14 protein-coding genes and 1 tRNA gene are annotated in these 15,140 nt (G+C 62.4%); 9 read left to right on the forward strand and 6 right to left on the reverse strand.

From position 1 onward, the window contains the following. Positions 1-97: 97 nt before the first annotated feature. From ABD884_RS06245 to aceE, 5 genes are all read right to left on the reverse strand, one after another. The gene (locus ABD884_RS06245) at positions 98-343 is read right to left on the reverse strand and encodes an acyl carrier protein (protein WP_028267518.1); all 246 of its coding nucleotides are present in this window, start codon (positions 341-343) and stop codon (positions 98-100) included. Between the two features lie 109 nt (positions 344-452). Beyond that, positions 453-1,514, reverse strand: a complete 1,062-nt coding sequence (locus ABD884_RS06250; protein ID WP_345040304.1) for a beta-ketoacyl-ACP synthase III — start codon at positions 1,512-1,514, stop codon at positions 453-455. Beyond that, the gene (locus tag ABD884_RS06255) at positions 1,511-2,440 is read right to left on the reverse strand and encodes an ACP S-malonyltransferase (protein WP_345040309.1); all 930 of its coding nucleotides are present in this window, start codon (positions 2,438-2,440) and stop codon (positions 1,511-1,513) included. Before ABD884_RS06255 ends, ABD884_RS06250 begins: the two co-directional genes overlap by 4 nt. Before the next feature lie 88 nt (positions 2,441-2,528). After that, positions 2,529-3,773: a PucR family transcriptional regulator gene (locus ABD884_RS06260; protein ID WP_345040314.1), complete on the reverse strand. Its 1,245-nt coding sequence runs from the start codon at positions 3,771-3,773 to the stop codon at positions 2,529-2,531. A 184-nt stretch (positions 3,774-3,957) separates the two neighbouring features. Further along, the gene (gene aceE / locus ABD884_RS06265) at positions 3,958-6,765 is read right to left on the reverse strand and encodes a pyruvate dehydrogenase (acetyl-transferring), homodimeric type (RefSeq protein WP_345054617.1); all 2,808 of its coding nucleotides are present in this window, start codon (positions 6,763-6,765) and stop codon (positions 3,958-3,960) included. Positions 6,766-7,176: 411 nt separating this feature from the next. On the opposite strand from aceE, the gene ABD884_RS06270 reads away from it, so the two are divergent. The 8 genes from ABD884_RS06270 (at position 7,177) to ABD884_RS06305 (ending at position 12,928) form a co-directional block, all read left to right on the forward strand. After that, a complete protein-coding gene (locus ABD884_RS06270) occupies positions 7,177-7,599 on the forward strand; it encodes a DUF3052 domain-containing protein (protein WP_028267513.1) in 423 nt (140 codons plus the stop codon). Next, entirely contained in the window at positions 7,596-8,099 is a 504-nt protein-coding gene (locus tag ABD884_RS06275) for a peroxiredoxin (protein WP_345040324.1), read from the forward strand. Before ABD884_RS06270 ends, ABD884_RS06275 begins: the two co-directional genes overlap by 4 nt. A gap of 5 nt (positions 8,100-8,104) precedes the next feature. Continuing rightward, entirely contained in the window at positions 8,105-9,061 is a 957-nt protein-coding gene (locus ABD884_RS06280) for an NAD-dependent protein deacetylase (RefSeq protein WP_345040330.1), read from the forward strand. Between the two features lie 56 nt (positions 9,062-9,117). Further along, a tRNA-Val gene (locus tag ABD884_RS06285) sits at positions 9,118-9,193 on the forward strand. Between the two features lie 274 nt (positions 9,194-9,467). After that, positions 9,468-9,683 carry a hypothetical protein gene (locus tag ABD884_RS06290; protein ID WP_345040333.1) on the forward strand — a complete coding sequence of 72 codons (216 nt, stop codon included), beginning with the start codon at positions 9,468-9,470 and terminating at the stop codon, positions 9,681-9,683. Positions 9,684-9,785: 102 nt separating this feature from the next. Then, positions 9,786-10,310 carry a methyltransferase family protein gene (locus ABD884_RS06295; protein WP_345040338.1) on the forward strand — a complete coding sequence of 175 codons (525 nt, stop codon included), beginning with the start codon at positions 9,786-9,788 and terminating at the stop codon, positions 10,308-10,310. Between the two features lie 297 nt (positions 10,311-10,607). After that, positions 10,608-11,405 (forward strand): IclR family transcriptional regulator, encoded by a 798-nt coding sequence (locus ABD884_RS06300; protein WP_028267508.1) that lies wholly within the window; start codon positions 10,608-10,610, stop codon positions 11,403-11,405. A 167-nt stretch (positions 11,406-11,572) separates the two neighbouring features. Continuing rightward, on the forward strand, positions 11,573-12,928 hold the full coding sequence (locus tag ABD884_RS06305) for an MFS transporter (RefSeq protein WP_345040353.1): 1,356 nt from the start codon (positions 11,573-11,575) through the stop codon (positions 12,926-12,928). A gap of 151 nt (positions 12,929-13,079) precedes the next feature. On the opposite strand, the gene ABD884_RS06310 is transcribed toward ABD884_RS06305, so the two are convergent. Next, entirely contained in the window at positions 13,080-14,147 is a 1,068-nt protein-coding gene (locus ABD884_RS06310) for a D-2-hydroxyacid dehydrogenase (protein WP_345040360.1), read from the reverse strand. Positions 14,148-14,218: 71 nt separating this feature from the next. Between ABD884_RS06310 and ABD884_RS06315 the strand changes: the two genes are divergently transcribed. Continuing rightward, positions 14,219-15,130, forward strand: coding sequence for an NAD(P)-dependent oxidoreductase (locus ABD884_RS06315; protein WP_345040365.1), 912 nt, complete (start codon positions 14,219-14,221; stop codon positions 15,128-15,130). Positions 15,131-15,140 lie beyond the last annotated feature (10 nt).

Raw genomic sequence — 15,140 nt, forward strand, 5'->3', positions numbered from 1 at the left:
ACCGGGGAGGCAGGAGAAAACTTTGGGACATAAAGCACCTGTGCCGGGCTTCGGATGCAACAGCTCGCACCCGAAGTCCGGCACAGTTGAGGCCAGGCTAGGCCTGTGCGTTCGAGATGAAGTTGACGGCGTCGCCGACGGTCTTCAGGTTCTTGACCTCTTCGTCCGGGATGCGAACGCCGAACTTCTCTTCAGCGTTGACGACGATGGTCATCATGGAGATTGAGTCGATGTCCAGGTCCTCGGTGAAGGACTTGTCGAGCTCGACGGCTTCGGTGGCGAGGCCGGTCTCTTCGTTCACGATTTCAGCCAGGCCGGCCAGGATTTCTTCGTTGCTAGCCATTGTTGGCTCCTTTTCTTGTTGTGCCGGCTGCTGCCGGAAATGGGGGCAAACCGCGGATACGGCTTGGGTTTCAAAGCACTATTCAATTAGCAGGTCGAAGCGATCCGAATTACGGAAGAACCACTACCTGGGCACCAAAGACCAAGCCGGCACCGAAGCCGATCTGCAAGGCCAGGCCGCCGCTGAGCCCGGGGTTCTCCTGCAGGAGACGGTGCGTGGCCAGCGGAATGGAAGCGGCGGAGGTGTTTCCGGCGTCGGCGATGTCGCGTGCAACCACCACTGTCTCGGGGAGCTTGAGTTTCTTGACCATTTCATCCACGATGCGCATGTTCGCCTGATGGGGGATGAAGGCAGCTAGGTCCGAGGCTTCAATCCCGGCGACGTCCAGTGCCTGCTGGGCCACCTTCGCCATTTCCCAGACTGCCCAGCGGAAGACCGTCTGGCCATCTTGGCGGAGCGTCGGCCAAACATCCTGCGCGGCCGAAATGATGGCCTGGTCGTCCGACTCGTCTGAATGGCGGGCAGTCTCGCCCAGCTTGCGGACCTCGTCGAGGGAATGCGTCATGCCGATCGCGTTCCATTTGCTGCCATCGGATCCCCAGACGGAGGGTCCGATGCCAGGGGTATCGGACGGGCCGATAATAACGGCTCCGGCACCGTCGCCGAGAAGGAAGGAAATGGTGCGTTCGTGGTTGTCGATGACGTCCGAGAGCTTTTCGGCGCCGATCACCAAGACGTATTCAGCCGCACCCGAGCGGACCAAGGCGTCGCCCTGCGCAATACCGTAGCAGTAACCTGCACATGCCGCGGAGATGTCATACGCCGGTGCCGGCGTGGCGCCCAAGCGGTCGGTGAGTGCAGCTGCCGCGGAGGGCGTGGCATACGGGTGCGTGACGGTGGAGACAATGACGGCACCTAGCTGGGACGCCTCGATGCCGGCGTGCTTGAGTGCCTCGCGGGCGGCTCCCTCGGCCATGTCGATGACGCTGACATCGGCGGCGGCCCGGTGGCGGGTCACGATGCCGGTGCGCTGCCGTATCCACTCGTCCGAGGAATCGATCCATTGGCAAACGTCATCGTTTGTGACGATGACGTCCGGGCGGTATACCCCGATGCCGACGATGCGCGAGTATTCATTGGTTGGTGCTTGCTTGAGTACGGGGGCGCTCATGATTTTCCCTCCAGTTCCGCGAAGAGTGCGAGTGCCGCGGACAAGTCATCCGGTGTCTTGACGGCGACGGTTTTGACGCCCGGCATGCCGCGCTTGGCAAGTCCCGCCAAGGTGCCGGCCGGCGCCAGTTCGATGAGTCCGGTGACACCGCGCTGGACCAGAGTCTCCATGCAGAGGTCCCAACGAACGGGCCGTGAGACCTGGGCAATCAGGCTCTCGACGGCGGCGCCGCCGTCCGTTACTTCCTGGCCGTCGAAGTTCGAAAGCAAGGGGACCGTGGGAGCCTGCGGCTTCAGCGACGGACGGAGTGCTTCCAGCGCGCTCACGGCCGGAGCCATGTGGGAGGTGTGGAATGCTCCGGCGACCTTCAGCGGGATGACCCTGGCCTTGGCCGGCGGGTTGTCAGCGAGTGCCTTGAGCTGTTCGAATGTGCCTGCGGCGACGGTCTGGCCCGCACCGTTGACGTTCGCGGGGGTCGCTCCGGCAGCCTCGATGGCCGCAAGGACCTCGACCGGATCACCGCCGACAATAGCACTCATGCCCGTAGGTGTGACGGCGGCAGCGGCGGCCATATTGTTGGCACGCTCGCGGACGAACGTCATGGCTTCGTCTTCGCTGAGGACGCCGGCAAGTGCCGAAGCCGTGATCTCACCGACCGAGTGTCCGGCGAGGACGACCGGAAGGGTGTTGAGGTCGACGTCGAACAACGACTTCGCTGCGACAAGCCCTGCGGCGACGATCAAGGGTTGCGCAATGGCGGTGTCCTTGATGGATTCTTCATCGGAGGTGGTGCCGTGGGCTTTGAGGTCGATGCCTGCGATTTCGCTCAGGGAGGCCAGATGGCCTTCTACGGAAGGGAGCTCCAGCCAAGGGGCCAAAAATCCAGGGGTCTGGGAGCCCTGTCCAGGGCAGACGATTGCAAGCACTTAACCAGCTTTCCAAATTGCCGCGTGAACTAGCGGTGTTTGCTTACACCAAGCTCACTGGGTCAGTTTGTAGGAAGTCTACAACGGTTCACCCCGCGGAGCGGGAACCGTGACGCTCCGACGACGCCTTCGGCTGAGCCGAAAGCCTGCCCACAACCAGAGCAGTTTGGAGCACAAAAGCCTCTCGGGGCAGGAGCGGATCCCACCCTGTGACGTCGCAGACGCGCTTGAGACGATACCGCACGGTGTTTGCATGGACGAACAGCTCTCGGGCGGTCGCTTCGAGGGAATGGCCGAGCTCCAAGTAAGTGCTGAGCGTTTCGATGAGCCCGTTGGACGCGGCCAGAAGCGGCCGGTAGATGTTCTTGATGAGCGAGCGGCGCGCGGCGTCGTCGCCTGAGGCGACGCGTTCCGGAAGCAGGTCGTCAGCGGCTACCGGTCGCGGCGCCGAGGGCCAAGCCTTCGCCGCTGTGAGACCCGCGAACGCGGCTTGGGCTGAGCTGCTTGCTTCCAGCAGGGAGCCGGCCTCCGGACCGTAGACCACGGCGCCGGGGGCGAAAAGTTCGCTCAGCTTCAGATATGCGGTGTCGCGGTCTTGCACGCCACCCAGAATCAGGATGAGCCGGTCACCCTGGATACCGACCAAGGCGTCTTCCGCGTAGCGTCCGGCGGTCCGGCGCAACTCGCTCACATAGCTCGCGCTGGGTTCCGACGGCGAATTTCCCACCATCACCGTGAAGCGCTCCTGGGCCTTCCATCCGAGGGCGGCGATGCGGGAGCGAAGGGCATCGGTGTTCTCGCCACGGAGGATCGCGTCCACGATCAGGGCTTCGAGCCGGGTGTCCCAGGAACCGCGGGACTCCGCGGCGCGGGCATAGACGTCCGCAGCGGCGAATGCCACCTCGCGCGAATAGCGCAGGACCGCTTCGCGTAGGGAGGGCTGATCGGGTTCAGGCGCGATCACTGGGACCTGGTCTTCCACGACTTCGACGACAATCCTTATCAGCTGAAGGGCCTTTTGCAGGCTGATGGAGCGGGTCAGCTCGGTCGGGGCATTGCCGAAGACGTCGGTCAGGATCCACGACGGCGAGCTGGGCCGTTCATACCACGTCACGAAAGCCGCGATTCCGTTTTGGGCAACAAGGCCCAAGGCGGAACGTTCGTCGGAGCTCAACCGGCTGTACCACGGCAGCGATTTCTCGAGCTTGCGCATAGTGGTGGTGGAAAGTTGCCCCACATTGGCGCGGAGCCGCTTGAGGGTCTCCGCCTTTTCCGGTGATACCGCGCGCGCAGCCGCTTTGCGTTTGACGGGGGTGTGAATCGGCTCTGCCATGCCTTGAGCATACGGCCCATTATCCACAAGCTCCATTTGTGCGAAGGCTACAACTGCGGTTGGCGTGCGTCACGCGAAAGCCGGGCCGCTGCCGGGTTGCTGTGCGGTGATTGTTAAAGCCCGACGGCGGTCCGCACCTTTCGGTGTGGACCGCCGTCGAGATGTTGCTGGCTTCGCTGGAGGCTTAGCTTTCGCCGCCTGCCCCGCCGGTAGTGCCGGCGTTGACATCGAGAAGACGGTACTTCTCGATTGCCTGGGCCGGCGCCTGGGCATCGACCTCGCCCCTGGCCGCGAGGAGTTGGAGGGTTTTGGTGACGATGGAGTGGGTGTCGTTTTTGAAGTAGCGGCGGGCGGCTTGGCGGGTGTCGGAGAAGCCGAAGCCGTCGGCGCCGAGGGAGGCGAATTCGTTGGGGATGAATTGGCGGATTTGGTCGGGGACGGCTTTCATGTAGTCGGTGACGGCGATGACGGGTCCGGTGGCGTTGGCGAGTTGCTGGGCTACGAAGGGGGTGCGGGGTTCGTCGCCGGGGTTCAGGAAGGCGTGTTCTTCGGCGGCGAGTCCGTCGCGTCGGAGTTCGTTCCAGGAGGTCACGGACCAGACCTCGGCTGCGACTGCCCAGTCGGTGGCGAGGATGTGTTGGGCTTCGATGGCCCAGGGGATTGAGACGCCCGAGGCCAGGATGTGTGCGCGGGGCCGGTTGGTGTGTTGGTCTGCTGGTTCCGCGGGGGAGAGGAGGTAGATGCCTTTGAGGAGGCCTTCGGTGTCGAGGTTTTCCGGTTCCGCGGGTTGGCTGATGGGCTCGTTGTACACGGTGAGGTAGTACATTACGTTTCTATCGGATGCGGCTTCGGTTCCTTCGCCGCTTGCGGCGGGTCCGTACATGGTTTCGAGTCCGTGGCGGATGATGTGGCCGATTTCGTAGCCGTAGGCGGGGTCGTAGGTGCGGACGGCGGGGTTGGTGGAGGCCAGGATGGGGGAGTGGCCGTCGGCGTGTTGGAGTCCTTCGCCGGTGAGGGTGGTCCGTCCTGCGGTGGCGCCGATGATGAAGCCGCGGGTCATTTGGTCCGCGGCGGCCCAGAAGGCGTCGCCGGTGCGTTGGAAGCCGAACATGGAGTAGAACACGTAGATCGGGACGAGGGGTTCGCCGTGGGTGGCGTAGGCGGTGCCGGCGGCGGTGAACGCGGCGACGGCGCCGGCTTCGTTGATGCCGGGGTGGATGAGTTGTCCCATGGGGGATTCCTTGTAGGCCAGGACGAGGTCCCGGTCCACGGAGAGGTAGTTCTGGCCCTTGGGGTTGTAGATTTTCGCGGTGGGGAAGAACGCGTCCATGCCGAAGGTGCGTGATTCGTCCGGGACGACCGGGACGAAGCGTTTGCCGAAGTTCTTGTCCCGCATGAGGTCTTTCAGGAGCCTCACGAAGGCCATGGTGGTGGCGGCTTGTTGTTTGCCGGAGCCGCGTTTGGCGACGTCGTAGGATGTGGCCTCGGGCAGGGTGACGGGGGTGTGGGTGTGGCGGCGTTCGGGCACGGGCCCGCCCAGGGCGGCGCGGCGTTCCATCATGTACCGGATTTCCGGGGCGTCGGGGCCGGGGTGGTAGTACGGGGGCCGGTAGAGGTCGGTGTCGAGTTGTTCGTCGGTGATGGGGATGCGCAGGTGGTCCCGGAAGGCTTTGAGGTCTTCCATGGTGAGTTTCTTCATCTGGTGGGTCGCGTTGCGGCCTTCGAAGTGGGGTCCGAGTCCGTAGCCCTTGACGGTCTTGGCCAGGATCACGGTGGGTTTGCCCTTGAATTCGGTTGCGGCCTTGTACGCGGCGTAGACCTTGCGGTAGTCGTGGCCGCCGCGTTTGAGGTTCCAGATCTGTTCGTCGTCCAGGTCCGCGACCATGTCCTTGGTGGCCGGGGTTTTCCCGAAGAAGTGTTCGCGGACGAACCCGCCGGACTCGGCCTTGTAGGTCTGGTAGTCCCCGTCGACGGTTTCGTTCATGATCTTCACCAGGGACCCGTCGGTGTCTTTGGCCAGGAGGGCATCCCATTCCCGGCCCCAGACGACCTTGATCACGTTCCAGCCCGCGCCGCGGAAGAATGCTTCCAGTTCCTGCATGATCTTCCCGTTGCCCCGGACCGGTCCGTCCAGGCGCTGGAGGTTGCAGTTGATCACGAAGTTCAGGTTGTCCAGGTTCTCGTTCGCGGCGAGCTGGAGCAGGCCGCGGGACTCGGGCTCGTCCATTTCCCCGTCGCCCAGGAACGCCCAGACCTGCTGGTCACTGGTGTCTTTCAGGCCGCGGTCGTGCAGGTAGCGGTTGGACTGGGCCTGGTAGATCGCGTTCATCGGGCCGATGCCCATGGACACGGTGGGGAATTCCCAGAACGCGGGCATCAGGCGCGGGTGCGGGTAAGAGGAAAGGGCGTGGCCTTGTTTGGACTTTTCCTGCCGGAACCCGTTCAGGTCCTCTTCCGTGAGCCGGCCTTCCATGAACGCCCGGGCGTACATGCCCGGGGACGCGTGTCCCTGGAAGAAGACCTGGTCTCCGCCGCCGGGGTGGTCCTTGCCGCGGAAGAAATGATTGAAACCGACCTCGTACAAGGTCGCGGCACCGGCATAGGTCGAGATATGCCCGCCGACCCCGATATCGGCCCGCTGCGCCCGGTGCACCATCACGGCCGCGTTCCAGCGCATGTATGCCCGGTACCGTCGCTCGAATTCCTCGTTGCCCGGGAACGGCGCTTCCTGGTCCGCCGGGATCGTGTTCACGTAATCAGTCGTCGTGACCATCGGTACCCCGACCGACTGCGAACCCGCCCGCTGAAGCAGGCTACGCATGATGAACTGCGCCCGCTCCGTGCCCTGCTCCCTGATCAACGCATCCAAAGACTCAACCCACTCGGCAGTCTCTTCCGGATCACGATCAGGCAGCTGGGAAGTCAACCCGCTAAGGATGTGTGAGGTCTCTTCTCCTGCAGCCACGTCCAACCTCTCTTTTGGCGCATTCATCGTCGCCTCAGGTCCGGCAGGGTAACTGCCCGTCATGAACGCGGCGTGTGCGACATATCGGTTACAACAGTCCGGTCATGTGCGCCGGACAGGTTCTCTTGAGCTCAAGCTGCGCTATTCGCGGCGGGCGGTTGCCCTGCAGCCAAAGTCTTCACTGGCCACTGTAGCTTTGTAGGAGCCGCGATGCGTAGCCGCGCTGCCGCAAAGGCGTTGTATGTCACACTCAAGCTGTTACATCGTATGCAGTCGTAGCGGTAACCATGGCTGCGGCTCCGACTGCAGACCCGTTTGCAGCCATGGCTTGGGCTTGGCCGGGGCGCAGAATATGGTGGAACGGGGGACAATGGCTTGAAGCACACGCCCAAAGGGTGTTGGCTTGTAGTAATCGAAATCACTTCAAGAGGAGGAAACGTGAGCGAGGCCGACGCCGCCACATCGGTAAATGTGGCGGAAAGATTGGGTTTCAAAGATGGGGATCTAATTCAGGAACTCGGTTACGACGATGATGTCGATTTCGATTTGCGTGATGACATTGAGGAACTCACGGGTTCCGAACTGCTTGACGAAGACGATCACGAGGTAGTGGATGCGGTTATTTTCTGGTGGCGCGACGGCGACGGGGACCTTGTCGACGCCCTCGTGGATTCATTGACCACGCTGGGAGAAGGCGGTGTGGTGTGGGTGTTGACCCCGAAATCCGGCCGCGATAACTATGTTTCCCCGTCAGATATCCAGGACGCTGCTCCCACTGCTGGCTTGCATTGCACAACCTCCGCAGGCGTCTCCAAGGACTGGAGCGCCACGAGGCTTGTAGCGCGCAAGACGAACAAATGACGCATACCAAGTTGAACTCTGTCGGGCTGCATCCTGGAGTTCCTGCCGTAGGCCAGGAAGCCCCGGATTTTGAGCTAGTGAACCAATTCGGGGAGCCAATCCGCCTGTCCAGTCTTCGCGGCCGCAACGTGGTGGTGGTCTTCTACCCCTTCGCCTTCTCCGGGATCTGCACGGGGGAACTGTGTGAGATCCGCGACAATCTTGGTATTTTCGAACACTCCAACGCCACTGTCCTGGGGATCTCGGTGGACAGCAAGTTCGCTTTGAGGGCCTATGCGGACAAGGAAGGCTACGAGTTTGATCTCCTGGCCGACTTCTGGCCGCACGGGGCAGTTGCTGAGAAATATGGCGTTTTCGATGCCGCTACGGGCATGTCGTTGCGGGGCACTTTCATTATTGATGCCGCAGGCATCCTCCGTTATGTGGTCGTCAATCCGCGCGGCCAAGCACGGGACCTTACGGAGTATCGTGAGGCATTGTCCGCCCTGGGCCAGGCCTAGCGCCGATGAGCGCCCAACGGCCGGGCGTCGGAATGACCGGCTTCGCTGTTCTGCCGTCGGCCTCGACTACTGAGTTGGATCGGGATGAACTCGACGCCCTCCGGCAGGCCGCCGGGATTCTCGGTGGTAAGCGGTTTGCCGTTCTGACGGGAGCCGGCCTGAGCACTGACTCCGGAATTCCCGATTACCGGGGCCCGGGGGCCGCGCCCCGGAATCCCATGACCTTCCAGGAGTTCACAGGAAGCGCTGCGAACCGGCGCCGATACTGGGCAAGGAACCACCTTGGATGGTCGCATCTCCGGCATGCCGACCCGAATGCCGGGCACGCCGCCGTCGCACTCCTTGAACGGCGGGGCCTGCTTACGGGACTCATCACTCAGAATGTGGACCGTCTGCACGAAGCCGCCGGCAGCGCCAATGTGGTGGACCTGCATGGCCGCTACGATCGCGTGATCTGCTTGGGCGGGGGCCATGTCTTCACCCGAAGCCTCCTCGCGTCGATCCTTGAGGAGATCAATCCCGGGTTCCTGGAGGCCGCCCAAGCGTCGGGCGTCGTGGAGATGGCGCCTGACGCCGATGCCTCGATGGAGGATCCCCAACTCATCCGATCATTCGTCGTCGCTGTTTGTCCCGTCTGTGGAGGGACGCTCAAGCCCGATTTTGTGTACTTTGGTGAAAATGTTCCCAAGGATCGGGTGCAACGCGCCTATTCGATGGTGGACGACGCCGGGGCCTTGCTGGTTGCGGGTTCTTCCTTGACGGTGATGAGCGGGCTGAGGTTCGTCAGGCACGCCGCCAAGCTCGGCAAGCCTGTAGTCATCATCAACCGTGGACCTACACGCGGCGACGACTTCGCGAGCCTCAAGATGGAAGCAGGGGTCAGCGGTGCCTTGGCCTGGCTCGCTGCTGAACTTCCCGAGCTGTTGCCTCCTCACCAGCCGATTGGTGTTCCGGGCGATTGATCCGGTAGAGTACATGTTCGTTGGTTGAAGCGCCGAGGGCGCTGATATCAGTCTTTGGGTCTTTAGCTCAGCTGGTAGAGCGCCACGTTTACACCGTGGATGTCATCGGTTCGATCCCGGTAGGACCCACCACGTAAAAAGAGTCCCTGAACTGCGAAATAGCAGTTCAGGGACTCTTTCTTTTGCGTCGGAGATCGATTGAGGGTTTTTTTGGGGGGGGTATAGGACAAAACGTGTGCAAATCCCGGGCGCGTCAGCCCGCCAACACTGGGAAAGCCCCTCCCTTACACACGTCCTGTCTTATGACCCCGAGTTGCCGCACCCCCACCGGACTCTGGATCCGAATCTGTAAGATTCGAGTTGTCACACAACGCACTGGACAGCGCACTGGAGATGGGGAAGACATATGGGCCACAAACTCTTTTACGGCGGAGACGAAATCCGGCTGCACGATCACGAGGACCTTACGATCCTCAAGGAGACCATCCATTACGCGCTGGAAGCGAGGGATCCGTCGTTCGTTGTTATCAAAAACCAGAGCGGTGACCGGGTCCACCTGTTGATCACTCCAGGAATCGCGGTCCGCATCGATGAGTACGCCGAACACGGGATCCAGGCCTGAGCCGTCCCGAAACCGAGCGCTAAGGAACTCGACACCTCCTATCAGGTCAGTATTCGGGGCTGGTGGTTGTCCCGGGCCGTTGGGCGGTCCAGAATGGTCAGCATGACGGCGCCCAGTGATTCAGCCCATGCCAAGAGGTTGGCGGTCATCGGCACGGCGGTGTTCGCCGCCGCCCCCGCAACCGTTGCAGGTTTGCTGCCGTGGGTGGTGACGCGGTGGAAGGTGCACGAGCCCGTACCGGGCGGATTACCCGCCCAATGTGCGGGTGTCCTGCTGATTGGCGCCGGCGCGGCGGTGATCACCAATTCGTTTGTGCGGTTTGCCCTCGAGGGAATGGGTACCCCGGCGCCCTTTGCTCCGCCGAAGAACCTTGTGGTCGGCGGGTTCTACAGATACGTGCGGAACCCCATCTATGTAGCCATCGGGGCCGCGGTCGTCGGACAGGGCTTGCTATTCGGAGAGCCGAAGCTGTTTGGCCTGGCGGCCTTGGGAGCCGTTCCCGTGGTGGCCTTCGTCAGGTTGCACGAGGAACCGACACTGGAACGCAAGTTTGGCGCCGAGTACGAGGAGTACCGCGCCAACGTCCCGCGCTGGTTGCCACGACCCACTCCGTGGCTACCGAGCTAGCGGCGCGTGCAACCGAGCTAGCGACGCCTGGGGAATTGGAAGAGCTCTCCACCGCGACTATTGGGGGATGCCGCGGTGGAGAGCTCATAAATGAATATACAGAGAATTTCTGGATAAGGAAAGGAAGAGGTTCGGCGTCCGTCGCGACTCCCGCCAGCAGTCAGCCATTATGATGGTAGTTGTTCAGTGGATTGAACAAACGTGATTGCCGTGAATCGGAGTTCCGCCGCCCCAGGGCGGCATTTCCGTCTGGCACACGCCCACTCTGCGCCAGGCGCTCGATTGCGAAGGAGAATCATGGCCGATTCCCGCACCTCACGTTCCGCCGAAGGGTTGGGGAGCTCCTCGCCGGCGCCGGCCGTGACCCGCGCAGCAGCGGTCATGGATGCCTTGGCTGCGGCTCCTTCCGGGCGACTGACGCTTAGCGACCTTTCGAGGGAACTTGGGATTCCGAAGTCTTCCACGTCAAATCTGTTGCTGGCCCTGGAGGAAGCCCGGCTCATCACGCGCGAAGGTGCCGACTTTTCGCTCGGCAGGAAACTGGTTGAACTCGGGGCGGCCTACCTCAGCCGCCTCGATGAGGTGCAAGAGTTCTACAAGTTCTGCGAGCAGGCCCCAACGTTGTCTGGTGAAACCGTGCGAATCGCAATGATCGACGGCGATCACATCATCTACCTTGCACGCTATGAGGGGCACCCGGCCGTCCGGCTCACCTCGAACATCGGCGACAAAATGCCCCTTTCGCTGAGTGCGGTCGGCAAAGTGCTCCTGGCCCAACTTCACGACCATGACATCGAGGAGATGTTCCCGGACGACGTGGAGCTCCCTGTCATGACCCCGAAGTCTCTCCGGAGTGCCGCTGAGCTCAAGGCCCAAGTGGCTGCGATCCGCAAGCAGGGCTATGCCCTGGAAGACGAGGAATCGACCCTCGGCGTGGTGTGTCTCGCCGTGCCCGTGCCTACCCACGGGGCACACGGCCCCAGCCTCGGTCTCTCGGTGACTGCATTGAAGGCCACCTTTTCCGAAGAGCAAGCCGCCTTGATGGTCAAGGAGCTCAAGGAGCTTGCCCACTCGCTGGGCAACCCCATGGGCTAAAAACTTTTGGTGCGCGGGGGTCACTCTTTGGTAACCCGCAGATAAATCTGATTACAGCACTTGCAACCTGTTCATTCTGCTGTACTCTGTTCACTATAGTGATTCACGCCATAGGCGGCTGACGCTATCTCGCCAGGCCAACGGGGGTCTGGAGTGTTCTTGAGGGAGTGCTTGTGACAACTCGTACTAAGACAAAGCTTGCTGATATGGACGGCGCCGTAGTCGAGCCGGAACAGCTGCGAAGGGCAACTCTTGCCAGTTCCGTAGGATCCGCCCTGGAGTACTACGACTTCTACATCTATGGTCTGGCCTCGGCCCTGATCTTCGGACCGCTGTTCTTCAAGCCCTTGGGCGAAAGCGGCGCGTTGATCGCCTCGTTCGCTACCTATGGAGTTGGATTCGCGGCCCGGCCCTTCGGCGGAATCGTCTTCGGATACATCGGCGACCGTTTCGGCCGCAAGATGGTCCTCCTGCTGACCATCGGCATGATGGGCTTCGCCAGCTTCGCGATCGGCCTGTTGCCGACCTTCGATCAGGCTGGCCTGCTTGGTGCCGTGCTGCTCGTGACGCTGCGCATCGTCCAGGGCCTCGGTGCCGGAGCCGAGCAGGCAGGGGCAACGACCCTGATCTCCGAAGTTGCTCCGCCCAAGCGTCGCGGCTACTTCGCTTCGCTGCCTTTCGTCGGTATTCAGCTCGGAACCCTTCTTGGTGCAGGTACTTTCGCTCTGATCGGCATGGCCAACAAGAGCGTGCTCGAAGGCTGGCTGTGGCGCGTGCCGTTCCTTGCCAGCATCGTCCTGATCATCGTGGCAGTCTTCATCCGCCTCCGGTTGAAGGAAACTCCTGTGTTCCAGGAGCTGGAGAAGCACAAGAACGTGGTGAAGAACCCCGTTGGCGAGCTGCTGAGGCACTCAAAGAAGAACGTGCTGATTGGCATTGGCCTCCGCATGGGCGAGAACGGCAACTCCTCGATCTATTCGACGCTGCTGATCTCCTTTATTTCCGTCAAGGAAGGTGTCTTCCCAGGCGACAAGTTCATCGGACCGGTGGGCCTCCTGATCGCAGCAGGTTTCGCGGCCGTCATGGTGGTTACCTTCGGCGCCTTGTCCGACCGGATTGGCCGAGTGAAGGTATACCGCTACGGGGCCCTGTTCCAGGCCATCTTCGCCATCCCGGCGTTCTACCTCGTCACTCTTGGCAATGTCACGCTCGTGTGGGCCGTCATGGTGGTCGGTATCGCCCTTGGCGTGCAGTCCATGCTCGGCCCGCAGTGCCCGCTGCTGCCGGAATTGTTCGGTTCGCAGTACCGCTTCACGGGTGTCGCTCTGAGCCGTGAAATATCGGCTGTCTTTGCCGGCGGGTTCGTTCCCCTGATCGGTGCCGCCTTCCTTGCCGCAACGGGAAACTCGTGGGTGGTCCTCGCGGTTTACTCGCTGGTCCTGGCGCTGATCTCATACATCACCACGTTCTTCACTCCGGAAACGGCCGGCCGCGACCTTCTGTCCCTGGAGGACGCCAAGTAAGCACCGCCCGTGCCCGACGTACGCAAGCAGCGGCGGCCTCTTCCGATTCCGGAGGAGGCCGCCGATTTGTCGTCAACGGCGCCACCCAGCAAAGCGGCCCCTCCGGACTGAACCGGAGGAGCCGCGAAGGTGGGACTGAGTTGGGGGCGGTTTAGTAGAAGTGCACCGTGTCCACGAGGTGGGGGAGCTCTCCGCCGTCGAGGAACGTACGCAGGTTGCTGACGAAGCGCTCGGCGATGAGGCGGTTCTCGGCGGCGCTGAGTGCCGAGGTGTGGGGAGAGACCATGACTTTCGGGTGGTTCCACAGCGGGCTCTCCTGGGGGAGCGGCTCGACGGCGAAGACGTCCAGGCATGCGTAGGACACCTGGCCGTTGTCCAGCGCTTCGAGGAGTGCCTCCTCATCAATGACGGTTCCGCGTCCGACGTTGACAAGAACCGTGCCGGGCTTCATGGCCGAGAAGATCTCGTGGTTGAAGAGCTTCTCGGTGTATGGCGTTCCGGGCAAGGTGTTGACGACGGCATCGGCGGAAGCCAGGAGTCCAGCCAGGCCTTGGTTGTCCGCTACCTCGTTGATCCCTTCGATGGCTTCGATGTTCCGCTTGGTTCCGCTCACCTTCATGCCGAGTGCGCGGGCGATGCGGGCGGTTTCGAGGCCGATTTCGCCGAGTCCCGTGATGACCAGCTGGGAGCCGTTCACCAGCTTGGTGGGGGTGCGTAGCTCAGGCCAGACCTTGGCGGCTTGGTCTTGTGCGAGTTCCGCGCTGCGCTTGAATCCGTTGAGGATGCCCAGGGCCGCAAACTCGGCGAGCGGAAGCGCGTGCACGCCTGCGGAGGTGGTGACCTTGAACTTCTGCAAGGTTTCGCTGTCGAGGCCGGACGCTTTCACTGCGCCACCGGCGCCTGCGGCCATGGCGTGGATCCACTGCAGGTGGGGGTTGCTCTTGGCGATGCGGGCCAGGCCGGCCGGATTCTCGTTGGGGAAGCCGTAGAGGACCTGCGCCTTGTTCAGCATCGACCAGTAGCGTTCCTCCTGCTCGGGGGTGCGCTTGAAGTCCGGGTCTCCGGAGTGGTCGGCCGGGAAGCGTTCCGGTGGAAGCAGTTCGGGTTCGTAGAGCACCGTGATGCTCGGATCTACTGCACGGATACGCTCCACATGCTCGGACTCGAGCGGGACTGCGATCGCGATGGTGAGTTCATCAGTCGTCATGGTGTTCATCATACTGAATTGCGGCTAGGATATTGAACAGTTTTTGAAAGATGAACCACAAAGAAGTGAGGTGCAAGCGAAAGATGACCGCCAAGACCGTAGGGTTTGTGGGACTCGGGCTCATGGGCTTCCCCATGGCAGCAAATCTACTAGCCAACGGCTGGGAGGTAACTGCGTGGAACCGCTCGGCTGGCGCGCTCGCAGAGTTGGAGAAGCTCGACGGCAAGCGCTCGGAGTCGGTTGCCGGGCTCCGGGACCAAGCCGTCATCATCTTCATGCTGCCCGATCTCTCCTACATCCAGGATGCCGCCGCGCCGCTGCTCGATTCCTGGCGTTTGGAGGTGCCGCTTCCGGGAACCACCCTCGTAGTCATGAGCAGTGTGTCCCCGACAGCCGTCCAGGACTTCGGGCGGACGGTCCACAGCGCAAGCGGCGGGAATGCCGTCGTCGTCGATGCACCGGTCAGCGGGGGCACCAAAGGTGCGCAGGACGGGACCCTGGCCATCATGGTCGGAGCCGGGGAAGAGCACTTCCAGCGCTTGCTTCCAGTGCTTCGAGCCATGGGCACCACCGTCCGCCGCATGGGCGACTTGGGCGCCGGTTCGCTGGCAAAGGCCTGCAACCAGCTCATCGTCGGGACCACGACGGCGGCGCTTGCGGAAGCCGCCGAACTCGCCGAGCGCTCGGGCATGGATGTATCTTCCCTGTTCGACGTCCTGGCCGGCGGCCTTGCCGGAAGCCGGGTCCTGGAGATCGTCGGCCCACGCCTGACGGCCAAGGATTACGCTCCCACAGGTCCCGCGAAATTCATGCACAAGGACCTCACGTTCGTCCTCGAAAGCGCGGAGGCGGCCGGGACCGCGGTCCCGATGGCAACCGCCGGCGTCGAACTTTACCGCGAACTGATCGATCAAGGCCTTGGTGACCAGGATCTCGCCGTCGTCCGCCAGGCCATCGCGAATCTCAGCCACTCCGCCCCAAGCCCCCTGAACTAGTTAAGGAAAC

It is taken from the genome of Arthrobacter methylotrophus (assembly GCF_039539965.1).
Taxonomy (GTDB): domain Bacteria; phylum Actinomycetota; class Actinomycetes; order Actinomycetales; family Micrococcaceae; genus Arthrobacter; species Arthrobacter methylotrophus.